Source organism: Pandoraea sp. NE5 (assembly GCF_024363545.1).
Taxonomy (GTDB): Bacteria; Pseudomonadota; Gammaproteobacteria; order Burkholderiales; family Burkholderiaceae; genus Pandoraea; species Pandoraea cepalis.
Genome location: NZ_AP025517.1, coordinates 2,110,402 through 2,129,485 on the forward strand (window position 1 = coordinate 2,110,402; position 19,084 = coordinate 2,129,485).

General features: G+C 65.7%; 18 protein-coding genes. 8 read left to right on the forward strand and 10 right to left on the reverse strand.

The features are described from left to right. Positions 1-8: 8 nt before the first annotated feature. The 4 genes from grxD to hemA all read right to left on the reverse strand — a co-directional run bounded on the left by grxD (position 9) and on the right by hemA (position 3,624). Positions 9-323, reverse strand: coding sequence for a Grx4 family monothiol glutaredoxin (gene grxD, locus PanNE5_RS09660; protein WP_026132086.1), 315 nt, complete (start codon positions 321-323; stop codon positions 9-11). Positions 324-403: 80 nt separating this feature from the next. Beyond that, positions 404-1,261: a peptide chain release factor N(5)-glutamine methyltransferase gene (gene prmC / locus PanNE5_RS09665; protein WP_261939677.1), complete on the reverse strand. Its 858-nt coding sequence runs from the start codon at positions 1,259-1,261 to the stop codon at positions 404-406. Beyond that, positions 1,261-2,343: a peptide chain release factor 1 gene (gene prfA, locus PanNE5_RS09670; RefSeq protein WP_017234654.1), complete on the reverse strand. Its 1,083-nt coding sequence runs from the start codon at positions 2,341-2,343 to the stop codon at positions 1,261-1,263. The genes prmC and prfA overlap by 1 nt, the downstream gene beginning before the upstream one ends. Then, positions 2,344-3,624, reverse strand: coding sequence for a glutamyl-tRNA reductase (hemA, locus tag PanNE5_RS09675; RefSeq protein WP_017234655.1), 1,281 nt, complete (start codon positions 3,622-3,624; stop codon positions 2,344-2,346). Between the two features lie 309 nt (positions 3,625-3,933). On the opposite strand from hemA, the gene PanNE5_RS09680 reads away from it, so the two are divergent. From PanNE5_RS09680 to PanNE5_RS09690, 3 genes are all read left to right on the forward strand, one after another. Then, positions 3,934-4,188, forward strand: a complete 255-nt coding sequence (locus PanNE5_RS09680; protein WP_017234656.1) for a GlsB/YeaQ/YmgE family stress response membrane protein — start codon at positions 3,934-3,936, stop codon at positions 4,186-4,188. A gap of 21 nt (positions 4,189-4,209) precedes the next feature. Further along, on the forward strand, positions 4,210-4,449 hold the full coding sequence (locus PanNE5_RS09685; RefSeq protein ID WP_017234657.1) for a GlsB/YeaQ/YmgE family stress response membrane protein: 240 nt from the start codon (positions 4,210-4,212) through the stop codon (positions 4,447-4,449). A 209-nt stretch (positions 4,450-4,658) separates the two neighbouring features. Further along, complete coding sequence (locus PanNE5_RS09690) at positions 4,659-6,158, forward strand: MDR family MFS transporter (RefSeq protein ID WP_261939678.1); 1,500 nt, start codon at positions 4,659-4,661, stop codon at positions 6,156-6,158. Positions 6,159-6,177: 19 nt separating this feature from the next. Here PanNE5_RS09690 and PanNE5_RS09695 read toward each other — a convergent pair whose 3' ends face one another. From PanNE5_RS09695 to PanNE5_RS09710, 4 genes are all read right to left on the reverse strand, one after another. Continuing rightward, positions 6,178-7,293 carry a glycosyltransferase family 2 protein gene (locus tag PanNE5_RS09695; protein WP_261939679.1) on the reverse strand — a complete coding sequence of 372 codons (1,116 nt, stop codon included), beginning with the start codon at positions 7,291-7,293 and terminating at the stop codon, positions 6,178-6,180. 5 nt (positions 7,294-7,298) lie between these two features. Then, positions 7,299-8,630, reverse strand: a complete 1,332-nt coding sequence (locus PanNE5_RS09700; RefSeq protein WP_017234660.1) for a glycosyltransferase family 87 protein — start codon at positions 8,628-8,630, stop codon at positions 7,299-7,301. 381 nt (positions 8,631-9,011) lie between these two features. Next, positions 9,012-10,106 (reverse strand): redox-regulated ATPase YchF, encoded by a 1,095-nt coding sequence (gene ychF / locus PanNE5_RS09705; protein ID WP_150563354.1) that lies wholly within the window; start codon positions 10,104-10,106, stop codon positions 9,012-9,014. Positions 10,107-10,295: 189 nt separating this feature from the next. Further along, positions 10,296-11,165 carry a neutral zinc metallopeptidase gene (locus PanNE5_RS09710; protein ID WP_017234662.1) on the reverse strand — a complete coding sequence of 290 codons (870 nt, stop codon included), beginning with the start codon at positions 11,163-11,165 and terminating at the stop codon, positions 10,296-10,298. Between the two features lie 189 nt (positions 11,166-11,354). On the opposite strand from PanNE5_RS09710, the gene PanNE5_RS09715 reads away from it, so the two are divergent. The 3 genes from PanNE5_RS09715 to PanNE5_RS09725 all read left to right on the forward strand — a co-directional run bounded on the left by PanNE5_RS09715 (position 11,355) and on the right by PanNE5_RS09725 (position 15,281). Next, complete coding sequence (locus tag PanNE5_RS09715) at positions 11,355-12,542, forward strand: UbiH/UbiF family hydroxylase (RefSeq protein ID WP_261939680.1); 1,188 nt, start codon at positions 11,355-11,357, stop codon at positions 12,540-12,542. 99 nt (positions 12,543-12,641) lie between these two features. Beyond that, positions 12,642-13,406 (forward strand): DsbC family protein, encoded by a 765-nt coding sequence (locus PanNE5_RS09720; protein ID WP_261939681.1) that lies wholly within the window; start codon positions 12,642-12,644, stop codon positions 13,404-13,406. Positions 13,407-13,466: 60 nt separating this feature from the next. Then, positions 13,467-15,281 carry a M61 family metallopeptidase gene (locus tag PanNE5_RS09725; protein WP_017234665.1) on the forward strand — a complete coding sequence of 605 codons (1,815 nt, stop codon included), beginning with the start codon at positions 13,467-13,469 and terminating at the stop codon, positions 15,279-15,281. Between the two features lie 13 nt (positions 15,282-15,294). Here the strand turns inward: PanNE5_RS09725 and PanNE5_RS09730 are convergent, their stop codons facing one another. Then, a complete protein-coding gene (locus PanNE5_RS09730) occupies positions 15,295-16,233 on the reverse strand; it encodes a LysR family transcriptional regulator (RefSeq protein WP_198288709.1) in 939 nt (312 codons plus the stop codon). A gap of 211 nt (positions 16,234-16,444) precedes the next feature. Here PanNE5_RS09730 and PanNE5_RS09735 point away from each other — a divergent pair, with 211 nt between their 5' ends. Together PanNE5_RS09735 and PanNE5_RS09740 are read left to right on the forward strand one after the other, a co-directional pair. After that, entirely contained in the window at positions 16,445-17,044 is a 600-nt protein-coding gene (locus PanNE5_RS09735) for an FMN-dependent NADH-azoreductase (protein WP_017234667.1), read from the forward strand. Positions 17,045-17,108: 64 nt separating this feature from the next. Continuing rightward, positions 17,109-18,029, forward strand: a complete 921-nt coding sequence (locus tag PanNE5_RS09740) for a pirin-like C-terminal cupin domain-containing protein (protein ID WP_261939682.1) — start codon at positions 17,109-17,111, stop codon at positions 18,027-18,029. Positions 18,030-18,046: 17 nt separating this feature from the next. Here PanNE5_RS09740 and PanNE5_RS09745 read toward each other — a convergent pair whose 3' ends face one another. Next, positions 18,047-19,051 (reverse strand): uracil-DNA glycosylase, encoded by a 1,005-nt coding sequence (locus tag PanNE5_RS09745; protein WP_150563361.1) that lies wholly within the window; start codon positions 19,049-19,051, stop codon positions 18,047-18,049. Between the last annotated feature and the right edge of the window lie 33 nt (positions 19,052-19,084).

Sequence of the window (19,084 nt, forward strand, 5' to 3'; positions counted from 1 at the left end):
GTGGCGTATTACGCCAGGTCGGCGAGGACCTGCTTGAGTTCGCCGCTCTGGTACATCTCCATCATGATGTCCGAGCCGCCGACGAATTCGCCGTTGATGTAGAGCTGCGGGATGGTCGGCCAGTTGGCGAATTCCTTCACGCCTTGACGGATCTCCTCGTCTTGCAGCACGTCCACGGTGAACAGGTTGTCGACGCCGCATGCCTTCAGGATCTGCACGGCACGGCCCGAGAAGCCGCACATCGGGAATTGCGCGTTGCCCTTCATGAAGAGCACGACAGGATGTTCGGTGACGATTTGCTGGATACGTTGCTGGGTGGTCATGGTGGAAAGCCCGTGGAGATACCGGAAAGTCGGCGTATCCGGCATTTTAGCGGTTTTCCGCCGCGTCCGTCGGTGCGCGCTCAGACGCGCCACCCCCCCGTGGTGCGCTCGATACCCGCGAGATCGCGTTCGGAGGTGACGTCGGCCAAGCCTGCTGCTCGACAAAGCGCGCGTACGTCGGCGGCCTGATGGTAGCCGTGCTCGCAGAGCAGCCAGCTGTTCGGCAGCAGGCGCGACGGCGCACCGGCCACGATCGTGCGCAGGGCGGCGAGACCGTCCGCGTGATCGGTCAGCGCATCGACCGGTTCGAAGCGCAGATCGCCTTGCGAGAGATGCGCGTCGTCCGACACGATATACGGCGGATTCGAGACGATGATGTCGAATGGCGCGGCATTGCCCGGCAATGCGGCATACCAATCGCTGGCGAGGAAGGTGACGGAGGCCGCTAGCCCAAGCTGCCGGGCGTTTTCGCGGGCGACGTCGAGCGCGTCGGCCGAGCGGTCGAGCGCCGTGACGTGGGCGTCGGGGCGGCAATGCGCAATGGCCAGCGCAATTGCGCCGCTGCCGGTGCCCAGATCGAGCACGCGCGGCTCCGGCCGGCCTTCCAGACGCGCCAGCGCCAGTTCGACGAGCAGTTCGGTTTCGGGGCGGGGAATCAGCACGGACGCGCTGACCGTCAGCGTCAGGCCGAAGAATTCGCGTGTGCCGGTCAGGTACGCGATGGGTTCGCCCGCCACGCGACGCGCATGCAGCGCACGGTAGACAGCGAGCGTTTCGGGCGCCAGCGGCTCGCGGTCGCGGGTGATCAGCTGCGTGCGGGACCAGCCCAGCACGTGCGAGAGCAGGATGCGCGACTCCATCGGCGGCAATCCCGGCTCGCGCAGCAGCGAGGCCACCGTGGCGACGTCGTGCCCGGCGTCGGGCGCACCCAGCGACATCAGGCGGCCTCGCCCAGCGACGCCAACTGCTCGGCCTGATGCTCGGTGACGAGCGCGTTGATCATGTCGTCGAGATCGCCGTCCATGATGTATTCGAGCTTGTAGAGCGTGAGATTGATGCGGTGATCCGTCATCCGCCCCTGCGGGAAGTTGTACGTTCGAATGCGTTCCGAGCGGTCGCCCGAACCGATCAGGCTCTTGCGCGTGGCGGCTTCCTTGGCTTGCTGGGCGCGCAGTTGGGCGTCCTTGATGCGCGCCGCGAGTACCTTGAGCGCCTTGTCCTTGTTGCGGTGCTGCGAGCGATCGTCCTGGCATTCGACGACGATGCCCGTGGGCAAGTGCGTGATGCGCACCGCCGAGTCCGTCTTGTTGACGTGCTGGCCGCCGGCACCCGACGCGCGGAACGTGTCGATACGGATGTCGGCCGGGTTGATGTCGACGTCGGCGACGTCATCGGCTTCCGGCATCACGGCCACCGTGCAGGCGGACGTGTGAATGCGGCCCTGCGTTTCGGTGGCCGGTACCCGCTGCACGCGATGGCCGCCCGACTCGAACTTGAGGCGGGAATAGGCCCCCTGACCGATCAGCCGAACGATGACTTCCTTGTAGCCGCCCAGATCGGATTCGCTGGCCGACATGATCTCGACCTGCCAGCGGTGGCGCTCCGCATAGCGCGTGTACATGCGCAGCAGATCGCCGGCGAACAGCGCCGATTCGTCGCCGCCGGTGCCCGCGCGGATTTCGAGGAAGATGTTGCGTTCGTCGTTGGGGTCGCGCGGCAGCAGCATGCGCTGCAGCGAGGCTTCCATGTCGTCCATGCGTGCCCGGGCGCTGGCGGCTTCGTCGTCCGCAAAGTCGCGCATCTCGGGGTCGAGCGCCATCTCCTGGGCCGCGGCGACATCGCTCTGGGCCTGGCGGTAGTGACGATACTGCTCGACGACGGGCGCCAACTCGGCATGTTCGCGCGTGAGCTTGCGATAGTTGTCCAGATCGCGCGTGACGTCGCCCTGGCTCAATAGGCCGTCAAGCTCGACCAGACGTTGCGTCAACTGGTCGAGCTTGGCTTGCATGCTCGCTTTCATCTATTTGTCGGCGTTTCCCGAGGTGCGGAACAGTTCGGGAATGAGGTGAAGGATTTGCTCGCGCGAATCGCCGCGCGCCGTGTTCAGCGCGTGCGTCGGGCCGTGCAGGAATTTCTTGGTGAGGGACTGGGACAGCGCTTCGAGCACGGCGGCGGGGTCGTCGCCGCGCGCGAGCATGCGCTGGGCACGCTCGAGTTCGGCGAGGCGCATGGCCTCGGCCGTGCCGTGGATGTCGCGGATGACCGGCACGACGCTGCGGGCGTCGAGCCATTGCATGAAATGCTGAACGCGCGTCTCGATGATGGCCTCGGCCTGCGCGACCGCTGCCTGACGCAGCGCATTGCCTTCGCGCACGACCGCGCCGAGATCGTCGACGGTGTATAGGAAGATATCGGTCAGACGGCCGACTTCCGGCTCGATGTCGCGCGGCACCGCCAGATCGACCATGAACATCGGCTTGTGCTTGCGGGCCTTGATGGCGCGCTCGACAGCGCCCAGACCGATCAGCGGCAACGTGCTCGCCGTGCACGACACCACGATGTCGAATTCATGCAGGCGCTGAGGCAGCTCGGACAGGCGGATGGCCGAGCCGCCCAGCCGCTCGGCGAGCTTCTCGCCGCGCTCGGCGGTCCGGTTGGCGATGTACAGGGCTTTCGGGTTCTGCGCGGCGAAGTGCGTGGCGCACAGGTCGATCATCTCGCCCGCGCCAATGAACAGCACCTTCTGCGTGCTGATGCTTTCGAAAATGCGCTGGGCGAGTCGCACCGCGGCGGCCGCCATCGAGACCGAATGCGCGCCGATCTCGGTCTGACCACGCACTTCCTTCGCCACCGCGAACGTGCGCTGGAAAAGCTGGTTGAGATAGGTGCCCAGTGCGCCCGCCTCGGCGGCGGTGCGCACGGCGTCCTTCAACTGGCCGAGGATCTGCGTCTCGCCCAGCACCATCGAGTCCAGCCCGCTCGCCACGCGAAACGCGTGACGCACGGCGTCGGATTGCGGCAGGGCGTACAGATGCGGCGCCAGATCGCTGGCCGGAATATTGTGAAATTCGGACAGCCAGTGCACCGCGCGCTCGCGGGCCGCGGCGTCATCGGTGACGCAGTAGATTTCCGTGCGGTTGCACGTCGACAGGATGGCGGCCTCGGGGGCGCTCGACCTGCCCGTCCACAGCCCCTTGAGCCCCGCCAGTGCCGGCTCGATCCGCTCGAACGGAAACGCCACCCGTTCGCGCAGCGAGACGGGCGCCGTGTGGTGGTTCAGGCCGAGAGCGAGCAGTTGCATGATATGGGGGATCTAATAACCGCTGATTATAGCGCGTCGACGTGATGCCCGTTTCGGAGGCGCCACGCGCCCCGCGCGCTGGGACAGCGATGTGCCATGATCGCGCAGCCGCCCGATTTTGACAAATACGTGTCGCTTATACCCGGCATATCGTTGGTTTTCGGTCCCGGGCCCCCCGGGAGGCCTATTGCCGGCGTGCCTTGCCTCCGCGTGCGACCGGCGGTGGCGGGCGGATGTCGCGACACGCTTGCCGAATCGTCCGATTTCGGGGCTATACTGCGTTCGGGTTCCCATCCTTGGAGAGACGTCATGGGCATCATCGGCACTATCGTTGTCGGTCTGGTCGTCGGTCTCATTGCACGCGCCCTGCATCCCGGAAGGGACAGCATGGGCATCATCGTCACCATCATCCTCGGCATCGGCGGCGCGCTGCTCGCCAAATATGTCGGACAGTTCCTCCATCTCTACACCGAAGGCCAGTCGGCCGGTTGGATCGCATCGGTCATCGGGGCCATCGTGCTGCTGGTGATTTACGGCGCCATCAAGCGCAGCCGCGCCGCCTGACATGGCACCCCGGAGCCGCTCATGAACATTCTCGTGCTCTTGCTTGTGGGGTTGGTGGCCGGTTGGCTCGCCGGCCTCGTCGTGGGCGGCGGCTACGGCATTATTGGCGACATGGTCGTCGGCGTGATCGGCGCGTTCGTCGGCGGCTGGCTGCTGCGACACTTGGGCATTGCCGTCGGATATGGCACGCTCGGGCGCATCATCACGGCGACTATCGGCGCCATCGTGCTGCTTGCTCTGCTGCGTCTGGTGCGACGATAGGCCGCACTTGGCGGGTGTCGTACGCATTTTCCCGTGTTCAGCTATCCTTGACGCCATCGCCTGGCCCAAGTCGTCTTGACGACGCGTGCGGCATTGCCGCCACGTTTGATCCCGCCTTCCGCCATCCGGCGTGACCGCCGCGCCCGACAGGGGGGCGGCGGTCACGCCTCGCAAGTCGCTTCGCCCGATCCCCCACATCAAAAGAACACATGTCTGCGACACGCCCTTCCATGCGGCCATTCATCGTGGCATCCGTCATGGCGGCGACCTCCATGGTTGCCATCGAGGCCACGATTATTTCGACGGCCATGCCGCAAATCGTCGCCCAGCTTGGGGGGCTGTCCCTATATAGCTGGGTTTTCTCCGCCTTTTTGCTGGCGCAGACGGCCATGACCGTGGTGTTCGGCAAACTGGCCGATCTCTACGGCCGCAAGCCGGTCATGCTCGTGGGTATCGCCGTGTTTCTGGTGGCCTCGCTTGGCGGCGGACTCGCCTGGTCGATGCCGGCGATGATCGTCTTCCGCCTGTTGCAGGGCGTGGGGGCGGCGTGCATCCAGCCGGTCAGCCTGACCATCATCGCCGACTACTACCCGACCAGCGAGCGCGGCAAGGTGCAGGGTTACCTGGCGAGCGTGTGGGCCATCTCGGCCGTGCTCGGTCCGATGCTTGGCGGCATCATCATTCGTGACCTGTCGTGGTCGTGGATTTTCTGGATCAACATCCCTATCGGCCTGTTGGCCGCGGCGGGCTTCGTCGCTTATCTGCACGAGGCTGCGCCGCGCCAGCGGCCGAGCATCGACGCGCTGGGGGCCGTGTTCTTTGCGATTGCCGTGGCGGCACTGATGATCGCGCTCACCGATGCGAACGCCTTCTCCGACACGCACGTCTGGGGTGGGGGGCTGGTGTGCGCCGTCGCGGCGCTGCTGTTCGTCTGGCAGGAGCGGCGTGCTCCGGACCCGATGATTTCGTTCGCGCTGTGGAAGCGCCGGCCGATTGCGGCGGCGAATGCGGCGACGCTGCTCTCGGGCATGGTGCTTATGGGGTTGACGACCTTCCTGCCGATGTACGCGCAGGGGGTATTGCGTCAGACGCCGGTCGTGGCGGGCATGGCGCTCACGATGATCATGGTCGGCTGGCCGATCGGTTCGACGTTCGCCGCGAAAACCTTCACGCGCTACGGCTTGCGCCGCATTCTCGTGGGCGGCAGCCTGCTGATGCCGGTGGGCGGGATTGTCTTTGCGCTGCTCGGGCCGAACAGTTCGCCGCTGCTTGCCGGGTTCGGTTCGTTCCTGATGGGATTTTCGATGGGCACGGGCAGCGTAAGCGCGCTCGTGCTGATTCAGGAGCTAGTCGATCCGTCGCAGCGCGGCAGCGCCACGGCGTCGAACATCTTCTCGCGGAATCTGGGCAGCACGCTCGGCGCGACGCTTTTCGGCGCCGTGCTCAACTTCGGGTTGACGCAATCGAGCGGGCTGGCGCCCGTCACCTCCGATCAGTTGCGGCACGTGCTGGAAGACCGGGGCGTGTCGACGCTGGCGGACCAGGCGATTCGCGCGGTGCTGCAACATTCGCTGCACCTCACGTTCCTGTCGATCCTGGTGATCTCGATCGGTGTCGTGGTGTTGCTGCTGTTGGTGCCGACCAACGCCGTCGACCGTTCGCGCGATACGCCGCGGGACAAGCCAGAGTTCGTGCCTGGCAGTCATTGATCGACGTGGCGGTGCCGCCTCAACGCGCGACAACACGTCGTGCACGCGAGGCAGACGACTGGCCGGCCTTGAGTCGTGCGCCGAACGGCTTGCGCGCCGTCGGCATGCGGGGGCTCGATGGGTGCAACGGCGCGCGTGACGGCAGTTGGCTCACCTTCGCGCTCGACGGGTAGCGGCGTCGCACCAGATACAGCGGCCGTCCTTTCGCTTCGTAGTAAATCCGGCCGACGTATTCTCCGATCACCCCGATGCCGACGAGTTGGATGCCGCCGAGGAACAGCGTGCCGACGAGCAGCGAGGCGTAGCCGGGCACGTCGATGCCGTGAATGAGCGTGCGCAGCACGATAAAGCCGCCGTAAGCGAGCGAGACGAGCGCGAGCGAGACGCCGATATACGTCCAGCAGCGCAGCGGCACGGTGCTGAAGCTGGTAATGCCTTCAAGCGCGAAATTCCACAGGCGCCAGCCGGAGAACTTCGACTCACCCGCGCGACGCGGCTCGCGCACGTACTCCACGATTTCCGTCTGAAAGCCGACCCAGGCGAACAGCCCCTTCATGAATCGGCGGCGTTCGGGCAACTGCTTGAGCGCGGACACGACGCGTCGATCGATCAGGCGGAAATCGCCAACGTTCTCGGGCAGCTTCACTTCCGAGAGGCGATTGTGAATGCGATAGTAGAGTCCCGCCGCAACTCGTTTGGTGACGCGGTCGCTCGCGCGATTCGTGCGCTTGGCGAGCACGACTTCCGCGCCGTTGCGCCAGCGCTCGATCATTACGGGAATGAGTGCCGGCGGATCCTGAAGGTCGGCGTCGATAGGGATGACGGCATCGCCATGCGCTTCCTCAATGCCCGCGCTCAGTGCCGCTTCCTTGCCGAAGTTGCGGGTGAAGTCGATCACGCGGATGCGCGCGTCGGCGCGGCGAAGGGCAAGCAGGGTGCCAAGCGTGTCGTCGGTGCTGCCGTCGTTCACGCAGACGATTTCGAAACGCACGTCCGCGACGGCATCGAGCACCGGGGCCAAGGCGCGGTAGAACGTGTCGAGCACCGGGGCTTCGTTGTGACAGGGCACGACGAGCGACACAAGCGGCGTTCGCTGCGCGACGGACGACTGACGACTCTCGGTGGCGCGGGGCATGGCGATTACCTCGTGGGTGCGGGCGCGGTGGCCGACGCGCGGCGATCGGCGCAGGCAGGGTCGACGGCGTGCGGGGGCACAGCGACATGGGACACGGCGGGTACGTCGGACATTTCCGGCACGTGAGCGAGTCGGCGACGGCGGCGCCACAGCATGGCGAGCGTGGCGAGCGTGATGAGCGGCATGAACTGAAACCCGAGGGGCAGCACGCCGATCAGACCGAACGCGGGGGTGAGCCACAGCACGACGAGCCATTCGCGCTCCCCGCGCAGCCAGCCGCGCGCGATGCCGTCGCGCACATACCAGGCGATGACGAGCGAGAGCATCGCGAGATCGTAGTCGTAGAGATAGGGGCTGACCAGCGTGGTGGCGCACACGAGCGTGGCGGCGCGCAGTGCGAAGGCCGCCGGACGGCGCCAGACGTCGATCATTGCCGCCACGGCGCCAAACGCCACGCCAGCATGGACGATGGCGGCCAGCGTGACGGGTGCGCCCAGCATGCGTGCCATCACGAAAAACGTCGGCATGCGGGCAAGTCGCGCCTCGCCGTCGACGAGGCTTTGGCGTGCCAACGCCGTCGCGTGCAGGAACGTCGGATAGACGTCGAGACCGAAGACCACGCCGGCGAGCAGGGTGCTTCCGATGCCCACAGCGATGCATGCGGCCAGCGCGCGCCACTCGCGAGCACAGAGAAACGCGAGCGGAAAGAGCAGGGCGACGTGCGGCTTGACGAAGAGCAATCCGGCGAGCGCGCCCGCCCATGCGGGACGCTTGCGCAGCAAGAGCAGTGAGAAGCCTGCGAGGGCGGTGGTGTAGAGCGCGATCTGTCCGGCGGCGATCACGAGCAGCACGCCGGGAAAGCTCATGGTGGGCAGACGGGCGTCGCGCCAGGGGGCCGTGCGTCGCAGTGCGGCGTAGTACAGGCCGAAGCCGATGCAGGCATACGCGGCGTACGCGTAAGAGAAGGGCAGCAGCGCGACCGGCGCGAGCAGAATCATCATCACGGGCGGGTAAAGCCAGGGCATGATGCCGCCCAGCTTTGCCGTCCATGGCTGGGCGGCCATCTGTGCACTCGTCATCAGATCGACGTTGTAGGCGTCGAGCGGATGCCCGTGGAGCACGAAGTAGGACGCTCCCCAGAATGGCAGGAAGTCGAGGCCGATGGGGCCGAGCTTCGGGGGCACGACGAAAAAATGCTGATAGGACCAGATGGCGAACACAGCGAGGGTGACGAACAGGCCCGCACCGCTATAGAGGCGGATGCGGGCGCGGTCGTCGGACCAATGCCGGCGCTCGGACGACGCCACTTCATCGACGGCCGACGGCTTCGATGCCATGCATGAACCTCCCGGTGGGCGCATGAAAACGGCGATGCTCGATTACGGAGACTGCTTTGTCGGGCGTGCGGTGCGGCCGCCTGCGCCAAGCAGGCGATGTGCATGATTGCGACTATCGACGCATTGCACGCGACGGAAAACACGACGCCATATTAGACGAGACGGTCTCCGAACGGATCAAAATTCCAGCGTGTCGCGACGACGGCGCTACAGCACGTCGTCCGATGCTGGATTCTCACGGGGGCGACGTCGGGGCAAGCGGTTTGCCAAGCGGTGTCGGGCGGGGGAGGTGGCTCGGTGAATCCTCCGCATTTCATCCCTCAGAAACAAAACACCCCGGCGCGATGGCCGGGGTGCTCGTTGTCTTGGTCGACGATCGCGTCAGACGTTGAACAAGAAGTTCATGACATCGCCGTCGTGAACAACGTACTCCTTGCCTTCGGCGCGCATCTTGCCGGCTTCCTTCGCGCCTTGCTCGCCCTTGTACTGGATGAAATCGTCGAAGGCGATGGTTTGCGCGCGGATGAAGCCGCGTTCGAAGTCGGTGTGGATCACGCCAGCGGCCTGCGGGGCCGTATCGCCCACATGGATCGTCCAGGCGCGCACTTCCTTCACCCCCGCGGTGAAGTATGTCTGCAGACCCAGCAGCTTGAAGCCCGCGCGGATCACGCGATCCAGGCCCGGCTCGTCCATGCCCATGTCGGCCAGGAATTCCGCCTTGTCGGCGTCTTCCATATCCCCAATCTCTGCCTCGATGGCCGCACACACCGCCACCACCGGCGCATTCTCGCTCTCCGCGTACTTGCGCACCGCGTCCAAATGCGGATTGTTCTCGAAGCCGTCGTCTTTCACGTTGGCGACATACATCGTCGGCTTGGCCGTAATCAGGCAGAACGGCTTGATCAGCGCCAGCTCGTCGTCCGACAGCTTGATCGAGCGCACCGGACGCGCTTCGTTGAGCACCGGCACCACCTTTTCCAGCACCGCCACGAGCTTGGCGGCTTCCTTGTCGTTGCCCGACTTGGCCGCCTTCGAGTAGCGTTGCAGCGCCTTTTCCGTCGTGGCCAGATCCGCCAGCGCCAGTTCCGTGTTGATGACTTCGATGTCCGAAATCGGATTCACCTTGCCGGCCACGTGGATGACGTTTTCGTCCTCGAAGCAGCGCACAACGTGCGTGATGGCGTCCGTCTCACGGATGTTGGCCAAGAACTGGTTGCCCAGCCCTTCACCCTTGGACGCGCCCGCCACCAGGCCGGCAATGTCAACGAACTCGACCGTCGCCGGCATGATCCGCTCGGGCTTGACGATCTCGGCCAGCTTGCCCAGACGCGGGTCGGGCACCTCCACCACGCCGACGTTCGGCTCGATGGTGCAAAACGGATAGTTCTCGGCAGCGATGCCCGCTTTGGTCAGCGCGTTGAAAAGGGTCGACTTGCCGACGTTGGGCAAGCCGACGATGCCGCATTTGAGGCTCATGCTAAATCCTGTCTAATCCGATAAATGCGCCGACAAATGCCCCGGGGGTGCGCCGGGTGGCGCCGTGGAATGCGCCGGTGATTGCGTCGCGGAAAGTCCGCTATTGTACCCGTTCTGCCGCTAACGGCGCCTCGGGTGCCTAGGGTAACGAGGGTGCCGGCGTCGCGACGACCCCCGCCCATGCCGTACTCAACTCAGCGACTTCGCCGAGAACGTATCGCACTTGCGCATGTCGCCGTACTGCAACCCCTGGCGCAGCCAATACACGCGTTGCGCGCTCGTCCCGTGCGTGAACGACTCCGGCACCACGCGGCCTTGCGCCTGCTGCTGCAGCCGGTCGTCGCCGATCGCCGACGCGGTCTTCAACCCCTGCTCGACGTCGCCCGGCTCCAGCAACTGCTGATTCGCCTTCTCGGCATTGTTCGCCCAGACGCCGGCAAAGCAGTCGGCCTGCAGCTCCAGGCGCACCGACAACGCATTGGCCTGCGCTTCGCTCATGCGGCGCCGCGCCTCGTCGAACTTCTCGGAAATGCCCAGCAGATTCTGGATGTGATGGCCCACTTCGTGCGCGATCACATACGCCTGCGCGAAATCGCCTCCCGCGCCGAAGCGCTGACGCAATTCGTCATAGAAGGCGAGATCGATGTAGACCTTGCTGTCGCCCGGGCAGTAAAACGGCCCCATCGCTGTTTGACCGGTGCCGCATGCCGTGGGCGTTGCGCCAGAGAACAACACCAGTTTCGGTGGCACGTATTGACGGTTCACTTGCTGCGGGAACACCGTTCCCCAGGTGCGCTCGATGTTACCGAGCACCTTGCGGGTGAAGACGGTCTTCGGATCGTGAGCCGGCGTGGTGTTCGGCGCGGACTGGGGCTGTGACGATGTCTGCCCCTGAAGCATCTGCGAGCCCTGGATGATGACGCGCGGGTCGATGCCGAAGAAATACGAGGCGGCCAGCGCCACCACGATCGTGCCGATGCCGAGCGTGGTGCGTCCCCCGAAACCGCCGCCCCGTCGATCTTCGACGTTGTCGCTTTCGGATTCGTTGTCGAGGCGCATTGGAGGACTCCCTGTCTGATAATCGGTATGCGCGCAAGTATAGCGCCGGGCTGTGGCACGCGACGCTGTGCCACAGCCGCCCCCGGGGCGACCGGGCGTCGCTTGCGCGGCAGGCGTGCGACAATACGCCATCTCGTTTTCTGAACCAGCCGGCTCGCGCGATTCAGGCGCTGGCGCTGCATTCGCCGCATGTCTCTAACGCAAACCTCCAGCCAAACGCACGATGTCGTCGTCGTCGGTGGCGGTCTGGTCGGCAAGGCCGCCGCCCTGCTGCTCTCGCAGGCGCGCCTGTCCGTCGCACTGCTCGCCCAGCCGGCCGTAGCCGCCCCCGCCCCGGGCGACCTGTGGGACGCCCGCATCTATTCGCTCTCGTCCAGCTCGCAAGCCCTCTTCGAGCGCATGCGCGTATGGCAGGCCGTCGATCCCGCGCGCATCAATCCGGTCTACGACATGGAAGTCTTTGGCGACGAGCGCGGCAGCCTGCATTTCTCGGCGTACCAGGCCGCCGTGCCGCAACTCGCCTGGATCGCCGAATCGTCGAATCTCGAGCGCGCGCTCGACGCCGCCCTGCGCTTCTCCCCGCAAGTGCATTGGCTCGACGCCCGGGCCGAGGCGCTCGAAGTCGACGCCGCCGCGGCCTCGGTGCGTCTGTCGGACGGCAAGGCCCTGCGCGCGTCGCTCGTGGTGGGGGCCGACGGCGCCCACTCGTGGGTGCGCAGTACCGCCGGGCTGGACGGTTCGGTGCGTCCCTACGAACAACTCGGCGTGGTGTGTAATTTCCGCGCGGAGCGCGCGCACCGCGACACCGCATTTCAATGGTTCCACGACGGCGAGATCATCGCGCTGCTGCCGCTGCCCGACCAGCACGTCTCGCTGGTCTGGTCCGCCGCTCATGATCATGCGCAGGCGTTGCTCGCGCTTGATCCCAAAGCGCTGGCCGAACGCGTCGGCACCTTCTCGAACGTTGAACTCGGCCACCTCACGCCGGTCTCATCGCGCGCCCAGGGTTTCCCGCTCGTGCTGGCGCAGGCCAAACGCCTGATCGCGCCGCGCGTGGCGCTGGTGGGCGACGCGGCGCACGTCGTGCACCCGCTCGCGGGCCAGGGCATGAACCTCGGTTTGCGCGACGTGGCGGCGCTCGGCGACGCGCTCGCCGAGCGCGAATCGTTCCGCGATTGCGGCGATGCGGCGGTATTGCGTCGCTACGAGCGCGCTCGCAAGGAAGACATCGGCAGCATGGCGCTCACCACGGACGGCCTGCACAAGCTGTTCGCCACGCACAGCCCGCTGGTCAGGTTTGTGCGCAACGCAGGGCTCGACTGCGTGAACGTGCTGCCTTTCGTCAAGAAATTCCTGATCGGCCGCGCGCTGGGCTGACCCCTCGGGGCGCCTATGCCGGGCCATGTCACCTAATTCCGGTCGATACCGGGCGTGTCCGGACGCGCCTCTCGCTCGACACACTTCTGGAGATACTCGATGTTGAAACGTTATCGCGCTGCGGCGCTCGCAGCGCTCGGTCTGGCGACAATTTGCGCCGCGACTGTCACGACGTTCGCCGCTGCGCAGAGCAAGTCCGACGCGGCCCTCGACCGCGTGAAGGCCGCCGTGCAAAAGACGCTCGGTGCCGAGGCCCCCGTCAAGTCGGTGGCACGTACGCCCATCCCCGGACTCTTTGAGGTGGCCGTTGGCGGCGACATCCTCTATGCCGACGAGAAGGCGAAATACGTGATTGTCGGCGGTAACCTCGTCGATACGAAAACGCGTCAGAACCTGACGGAAGCGCGTCAGTCGGAACTGAACAAGATCGACTTCGCCAAGCTGCCGCTCGATCGCGCCATCAAGTACGTGAAGGGCAACGGCAGCCGCAAGGTCGCCGTGTTCTCGGATCCGAACTGCCCGTACTGCAAGCGCTTCGAGGAAACGCTCAAGACGTCGAAGCTCGACAACATCACCGTCTACACCTTCCTGTACCCGGTGCTCGGCCCCGACTCGGACGCCAAGTCGAAGGCGATCTGGTGCGCCCCCAATCCACTCACCGCGTGGCATGACTGGATGCTCGACAAGAAGGCGCCGCCGACCCCCTCGGCCAAGTGCGACGACACCGCGGTGGTGCAGAACGTGGCGCTGGGGCATCAGTTCAACGTGACCGGAACGCCGACGATCATACTGTCCGACGGCCGCCGTCTGCCGGGCGCCGTGCCCGCGGAAGCCCTGGAAAAGGCGCTCGCCACGGTCAAGTAACCGTCCATTCGCCAGTCTGGCCAACGCCCGACCGTTCCGACAACAAGAAGCCGCCACCTCATGAAAGCCACGTCTGCCCAGCCTGCCATCCGGTATGCGATCGTTCCGAAGTCGCCTGCCGCGCATCTGTTCGAAGTGACCGTCACGGTCTCGAATCCCGCCCCCGAAGGGCAGCGTTTCTCGCTGCCCGCGTGGATTCCGGGCAGCTATATGGTGCGCGAGTTTGCCCGCAACATCGTGACGATCGGGGCGACGTGCCGCGGCCGCAAGGTGGCGCTCGACAAGCTGGACAAGCACACGTGGCAAGCGGCGCCGTGCAAGGGCACGCTGATCGTGACCTACGAGGTTTACGCATGGGATCTGTCGGTGCGCGCCGCGCATCTCGACGACACGCATGGCTTCTTCAACGGCACCAGCGTGTTCCTGCGCGTCGAAGGCCAGGAACAGGCGCCGTGCGAAGTCGACGTGCTGCGCGCGCGTGGCGCGGCGTTCAAGGCGTGGCGCGTCGCGACCGCACTCGCGCCGGCCGAAGGCACGGCGGCGCTCGACTTCGGGCGCTATCTGGCCGCCGACTACGACGAGTTGATCGACTCGCCGGTCGAAATGGGGACCTTCGTGCATGGCACGTTCAAGGCTTGCGGCGTGACGCACGAAGTCGCCATTACCGGACCGGTGCCGAACCTCGATCTCGATCGGTTGCTGCGCGACATGAAGAGGATCTGCGAAGCGCAGATCCGTTTGTTCGAGCCGGGCGCGAGTTCGCGCTCGCGCGTGCCGATGTCCCGCTACGTCTTCCTGCTCATGACGGTCGGCGAGGGGTATGGCGGTCTGGAGCACCGTGCATCCACGGCGCTGCTCGCGAGCCGCAACGATCTGCCGGTGCAGGGACAGGCGCGCATGAGCGAAGCCTATCGGGGCTTTCTCGGCCTGGTGAGCCACGAATACTTCCACACGTGGAACGTCAAGCGCATCAAACCGGCCGTGTTCGCCCCGTACGTGCTCGATCGGGAAGTCTATACGCGGCTGCTTTGGCTGTTCGAAGGCTTTACGTCCTATTACGACGATCTGATGCTCGTGCGCAGCGGCGTGATTCCGCCTGCCGATTACTACGAACTCGTCGCCAAGGCGGTGGCGGGTGTGCTGCGTGGCAGCGGCCGTCTCAAGCAGACCGTGGCCGAGAGTTCGTTCGATGCCTGGACGAAGTACTACCGCCAGGACGAGAACGCACCGAACGCCATCGTCAGCTATTACACGAAGGGGTCGCTGGTCGCGCTCGCGCTCGATCTGACGATTCGTTCGAAGACGCGCGGACAGAAGTCGCTCGACGACATCATGCGTGCGCTGTGGCAACGCTTTGGCCGCGACTTCTATCGCGGCGCGCCCGTGGGTATCGACGAAGACGCCGTGCAGCCGTTCTTCGAGGACGTCTCGGGACTCGACCTGTCGGAATTCTTCGCCACCGCCATTCACGGCACGCGCGATCTGCCAATCAAGACGCTGCTCGAACGCGTCGGACTCACGCTGGAACCGGTCAAGCCCGAGGACGGCCGTCCTGCATTGGGGGTGAAGACGGCAAAGCGCGGCGACGACCTTACGCTTTCGCAGGTGCTCGACGGGGGCGCGGCGCAAGCGGCCGGATTGTCGGCGGGCGATGTGCTGGTCGCCATCGACGGTCTGCGCGTCACGCAGGCCAATCTCGACAAGCTGCTCGACCGATATCGCCCGGGCGACCGGGTGACGGTCCACGCGTTCCGCCGCGACGCCCTGCGCGAGACCGCGCTCACGCTCGACGCGCCGGAGATTTCGAAATACCGCATCGCCGAGACGCGCGATCGCGCCGCGGCACAGCGTCGTGACAAGTGGCTGTCGGCCTGAGCGGCCGAGCGCTTTATCCTAGCGCCGGGCCCGGCACGCGCGGGTCCCGGTTTTCCTCCGGGCACGACTTGGCAACCGCGAGCATGTGCTCGATGAAGACCTGTGTCTTGCGCGGGAGGAAGCGTCGCGACGGCGTGACCAGATGCACCGGACTGGACGGTAACGACCACTCGGGCAGCACCTTGATGAGACGGCCGGTGCGCAACGCATCCTCGGCCAGGATATCCGTCAGGGCGGCGATGCCGCTGCCCGCCACCGTCATTTCCTTGACCATCCCCATGCTGTTGACCTGAATCGCCCCGTGCATGGTGATGTCGGCGCGCTGACGTCCCTTGTGCAGCGTGTCCGAGTTGAACAGACGCCGCGCGCCTTGCAGGATCACGAAGCGATGGCCCGCCAGCTCGTCGGGCGTGGCGGGCAACCCCGTCGCACTCAGATACAGCGGGCTGGCATACAGACTGCGTGTGAGCGCGAGGAGGGGGCGCGCCACCAGGGTGGAGTCGGAGAGTTGTCCGGCGCGGATGGCGACGTCGATGCGCTCGGCGATCAGATCGACCTGTCGCGAACTCAGATCCACATCGACCGTAATCTCGGGATAGGCCGCGCAGAACGTGGCAAGCGGCACCGCCAGCCACTGCGCCGCAAAGTCGCCGGGCGCCGTGATGCGAAGCCGTCCGCGCGGCTTGCTCGAGAGCTGCGAGGCGAAATCTCGCGTCTCTTCCACTTCCTCGAGAATCGGCAGGCAACGCTCGTAATAGGCCTCGCCGACTTCGGTCAGCTCCAGCCGCCGTGTGGTCTTGTGCAGCAACTTCGTGCCAAGGCGCATCTCCAGTCGCGACAGACGCCGACTCACCGTTGCCTTGGGCAGATCGAGCCGCTCGCCGGCCCGGGTGATGCTGCCCGAACGCACGACCTCGGCGAAGATCAGCATGTCATTCAGATCGTCAATCATCGCGCGCTCCTCGGTGATGCGGCCATCCAGCAAGGGGAAAGGGATGGCGCGCATTGTTCCAAAATAGGAACAAACAATTCGATTTTACCGGCTTGTTTCATTTTTGTGGGTAACTAGAATTCATACCAAGCCGACGCGCCATTCACGGCCATCCCGAGACGGGGCCCAGCGCGAACGGATTTTCGAACCCCCAGGCTCAGGAGCCAGAGACATGACCACGATTCTCCAAATCAATTCCGCCGCCCGCTCGCAAGGTGCCAACTCGACCACGCTCGCCAACGAATCCGTGGCGCAACTGGTTGCGAAGCACGCGGGTGCCAAGGTTGTCGTGCGCGACCTGCTGGCCGATGGCGTACCGCATCTGGACGAAGCCGTCATCGGCGCGTTTTTCACGCCGGAAGACCAACGCTCGGCCGAACAAAACGCCATCATCGCCCGCAGCGACGAACTGATTGCCGAGATTCAGGCGGCCGACTACGTGGTGTTCGGCGTGCCGCTGTACAACTTCCAAGTGCCGTCGCAACTGAAGGCGTACTTCGACTGGATCGCCCGTGCCCGCGTGACTTTCCGCTATCGTGAAGACGGCACCGTGGAAGGGCTCATCCAGGGCAAGAAGGTGATCGTGGCATTCGCCCGCGGCGGCAACTACAAGGACACGCCGGCCGACAGCCAGACGCCGTACCTCAAGACGATTCTCGGCTTCCTCGGCATGACGGACGTGACGTTCATCTTCGCGGAAGGTCTGGCTCGCGGTCCGGAATCGGCCGCTGCCGGGTTCGCGAATGCTCGCGAAGCCATCGCCGCGCTCTAAGCCCCCGGGGCGACGCTGCTGATTGCGTTGCCACGGCTGTTCTCCCGCACGCGCAGGTACCTCCATGACCCATCCGGCGCCTTTGCATCCGCGTCAGACGAAGCGACCGGCGGCTCATGCCGACGCGAGCGCCATCCCGCGCGTGCTTCCCGTCACCCGACCCGCCCGCTGTGCCGCGGCGGCGGGGGCGGGTGTTTTCGATCAGGTCGCCGAGACGGATCCGTTTTTGTCGATCGATCTCTTCACCCGTCATGGCGCGTGCATACCGCCACATCCGCATGCCGGATGCGCGGTGGCGACCTACCTGTTCCCCGAGTCGACGACATCGCTGCGCTGCCGCCATGCCCATCAGGGCGACGACAGGCTGCGTGCCGGCGACCTGCTATGGCTCGAAGCCAACTGCGGCACCGTGCATGAGGACGCTCCCGAGAACGCCCATGGCACGGCGCGCGGCCTGCGGATGATCGTGAGCCGTGCCGGCCGCCATGCGCACGGCGCACCCGTGCAGACCGTAGTCCGCGCCGATGCCATGTCGCATTGGCGTGAAGGCACCGTCGATCTGAGTTTGATCTGCGGGCAGTGGGGCGAGCGTCACGTCACCCATGCCGCCGGTATGGAAGGTGAGCGCACGACGCTGCTACAGCTCGACTGGCGCGAAGACGAATTGCGCACCTTGACGATCCCTTGCGACGGCCGTCGCTGGGTCGCCTTGATTGCGCAGGGCGAGGCGGCGCTGGCCCATCACACGTTACGGGCGGAAGGCGGCGGCGCGCAGGCGGTGTTGCTGCCACCCGGTGCGTGGCAACTGGCCGGGCGCACCGGGGCGCGGCTCATGCTCGCCGGTGGCGACCCGCTCGCTGAACCCGTCGTCTATCGCGGCAACTTCGCAGCGCGCGACGAGAGCGATCTCGTCGCGCTCACGCGCCGCTATCAACAAGGCGCGATGGGCACACTAACGCCCATCACCGAACCGTCGAGCGACTGAGTCTCCCCGCATGGTCCTTACGCCGGCAGGCGCCAGTCGATGGGCGTTTTGCCGTGCTGTTCGAGGAAGGTATTGGCGGCGCTGAAGTGGCCGCAGCCCAGGAAGCCGCGATGCGCCGAAAGCGGCGAGGGGTGGGGGGCTTCAAGCAGTAGATGATCGTGGCCGGCAAGCAGCGGCGCCTTGGCCTGTGCATGGCTGCCCCACAGCAGGAACACCAGCGGCCCTTGCCGGGCGGCCAGCCCCTTGAGCAACGTGTCGGTGCAGGCTTGCCATCCCCCCTTCTTGAACGGCTTCGCGTGACTCGCCGCGTTGCCCGCTTCCACGGTCAGCGTCGTGTTGAGCAACAGCACACCCTGCTTCGCCCAGGCATCGAGATTGCCGTGCGGCGGCGCAACGATCCCCAGATCGCGCTCGATTTCCTTGTAGATATTTCTCAGCGACGGCGGCACGCGCACACCGCGCTGCACGGAAAACGCCAGACCGTGCGCCTGCGCGATGCCTTGATCGTCACCGTGATAGGGGTCCTGCCCGAGGATCACGACCTTCACGTCCGAAGGCGAGGTCATGCGCAGCGCGTGAAAGATGTCCGCTGGGTAGACCGTCTTGCCGGCGGCGACTTCGGCGTCGACGTAACGGCACAGTGGCGCGTACGCCTCGCTTTCGACGAACGGCGCGACCAGTGTCTGCCAGTCGTGGGGCAACGCGGCGAACTGATCCTCGATGCGCCCCTTGAGCGGGCCGGCGGCGTCAGCGCTCGCGGCAACCGACTGGGCGATTGCTGTGACCGGCGTCGATGCAGACCTCACCGGCGCGCCCGCTTTCGGCGGACGACCGCGTCGACGCGGTGACGGCGCGGCGGAAACGGTGGGAGCAGCGACACCAGCGACACCAGCGACATCGGCGGGTGGCTGCGGCGAAGCCGCCGTGTCGTTCGTTCCTGCCACTGGCGCCGGGTCGTCGAACAGCGAGCGTTGCCGTTCATTGGCAGGCGATGGGGATGCCGCGCGTGAGCGTGAGGTCATGCGATGAGCCGGTTGAGTGGTCTTGGGAGAGTG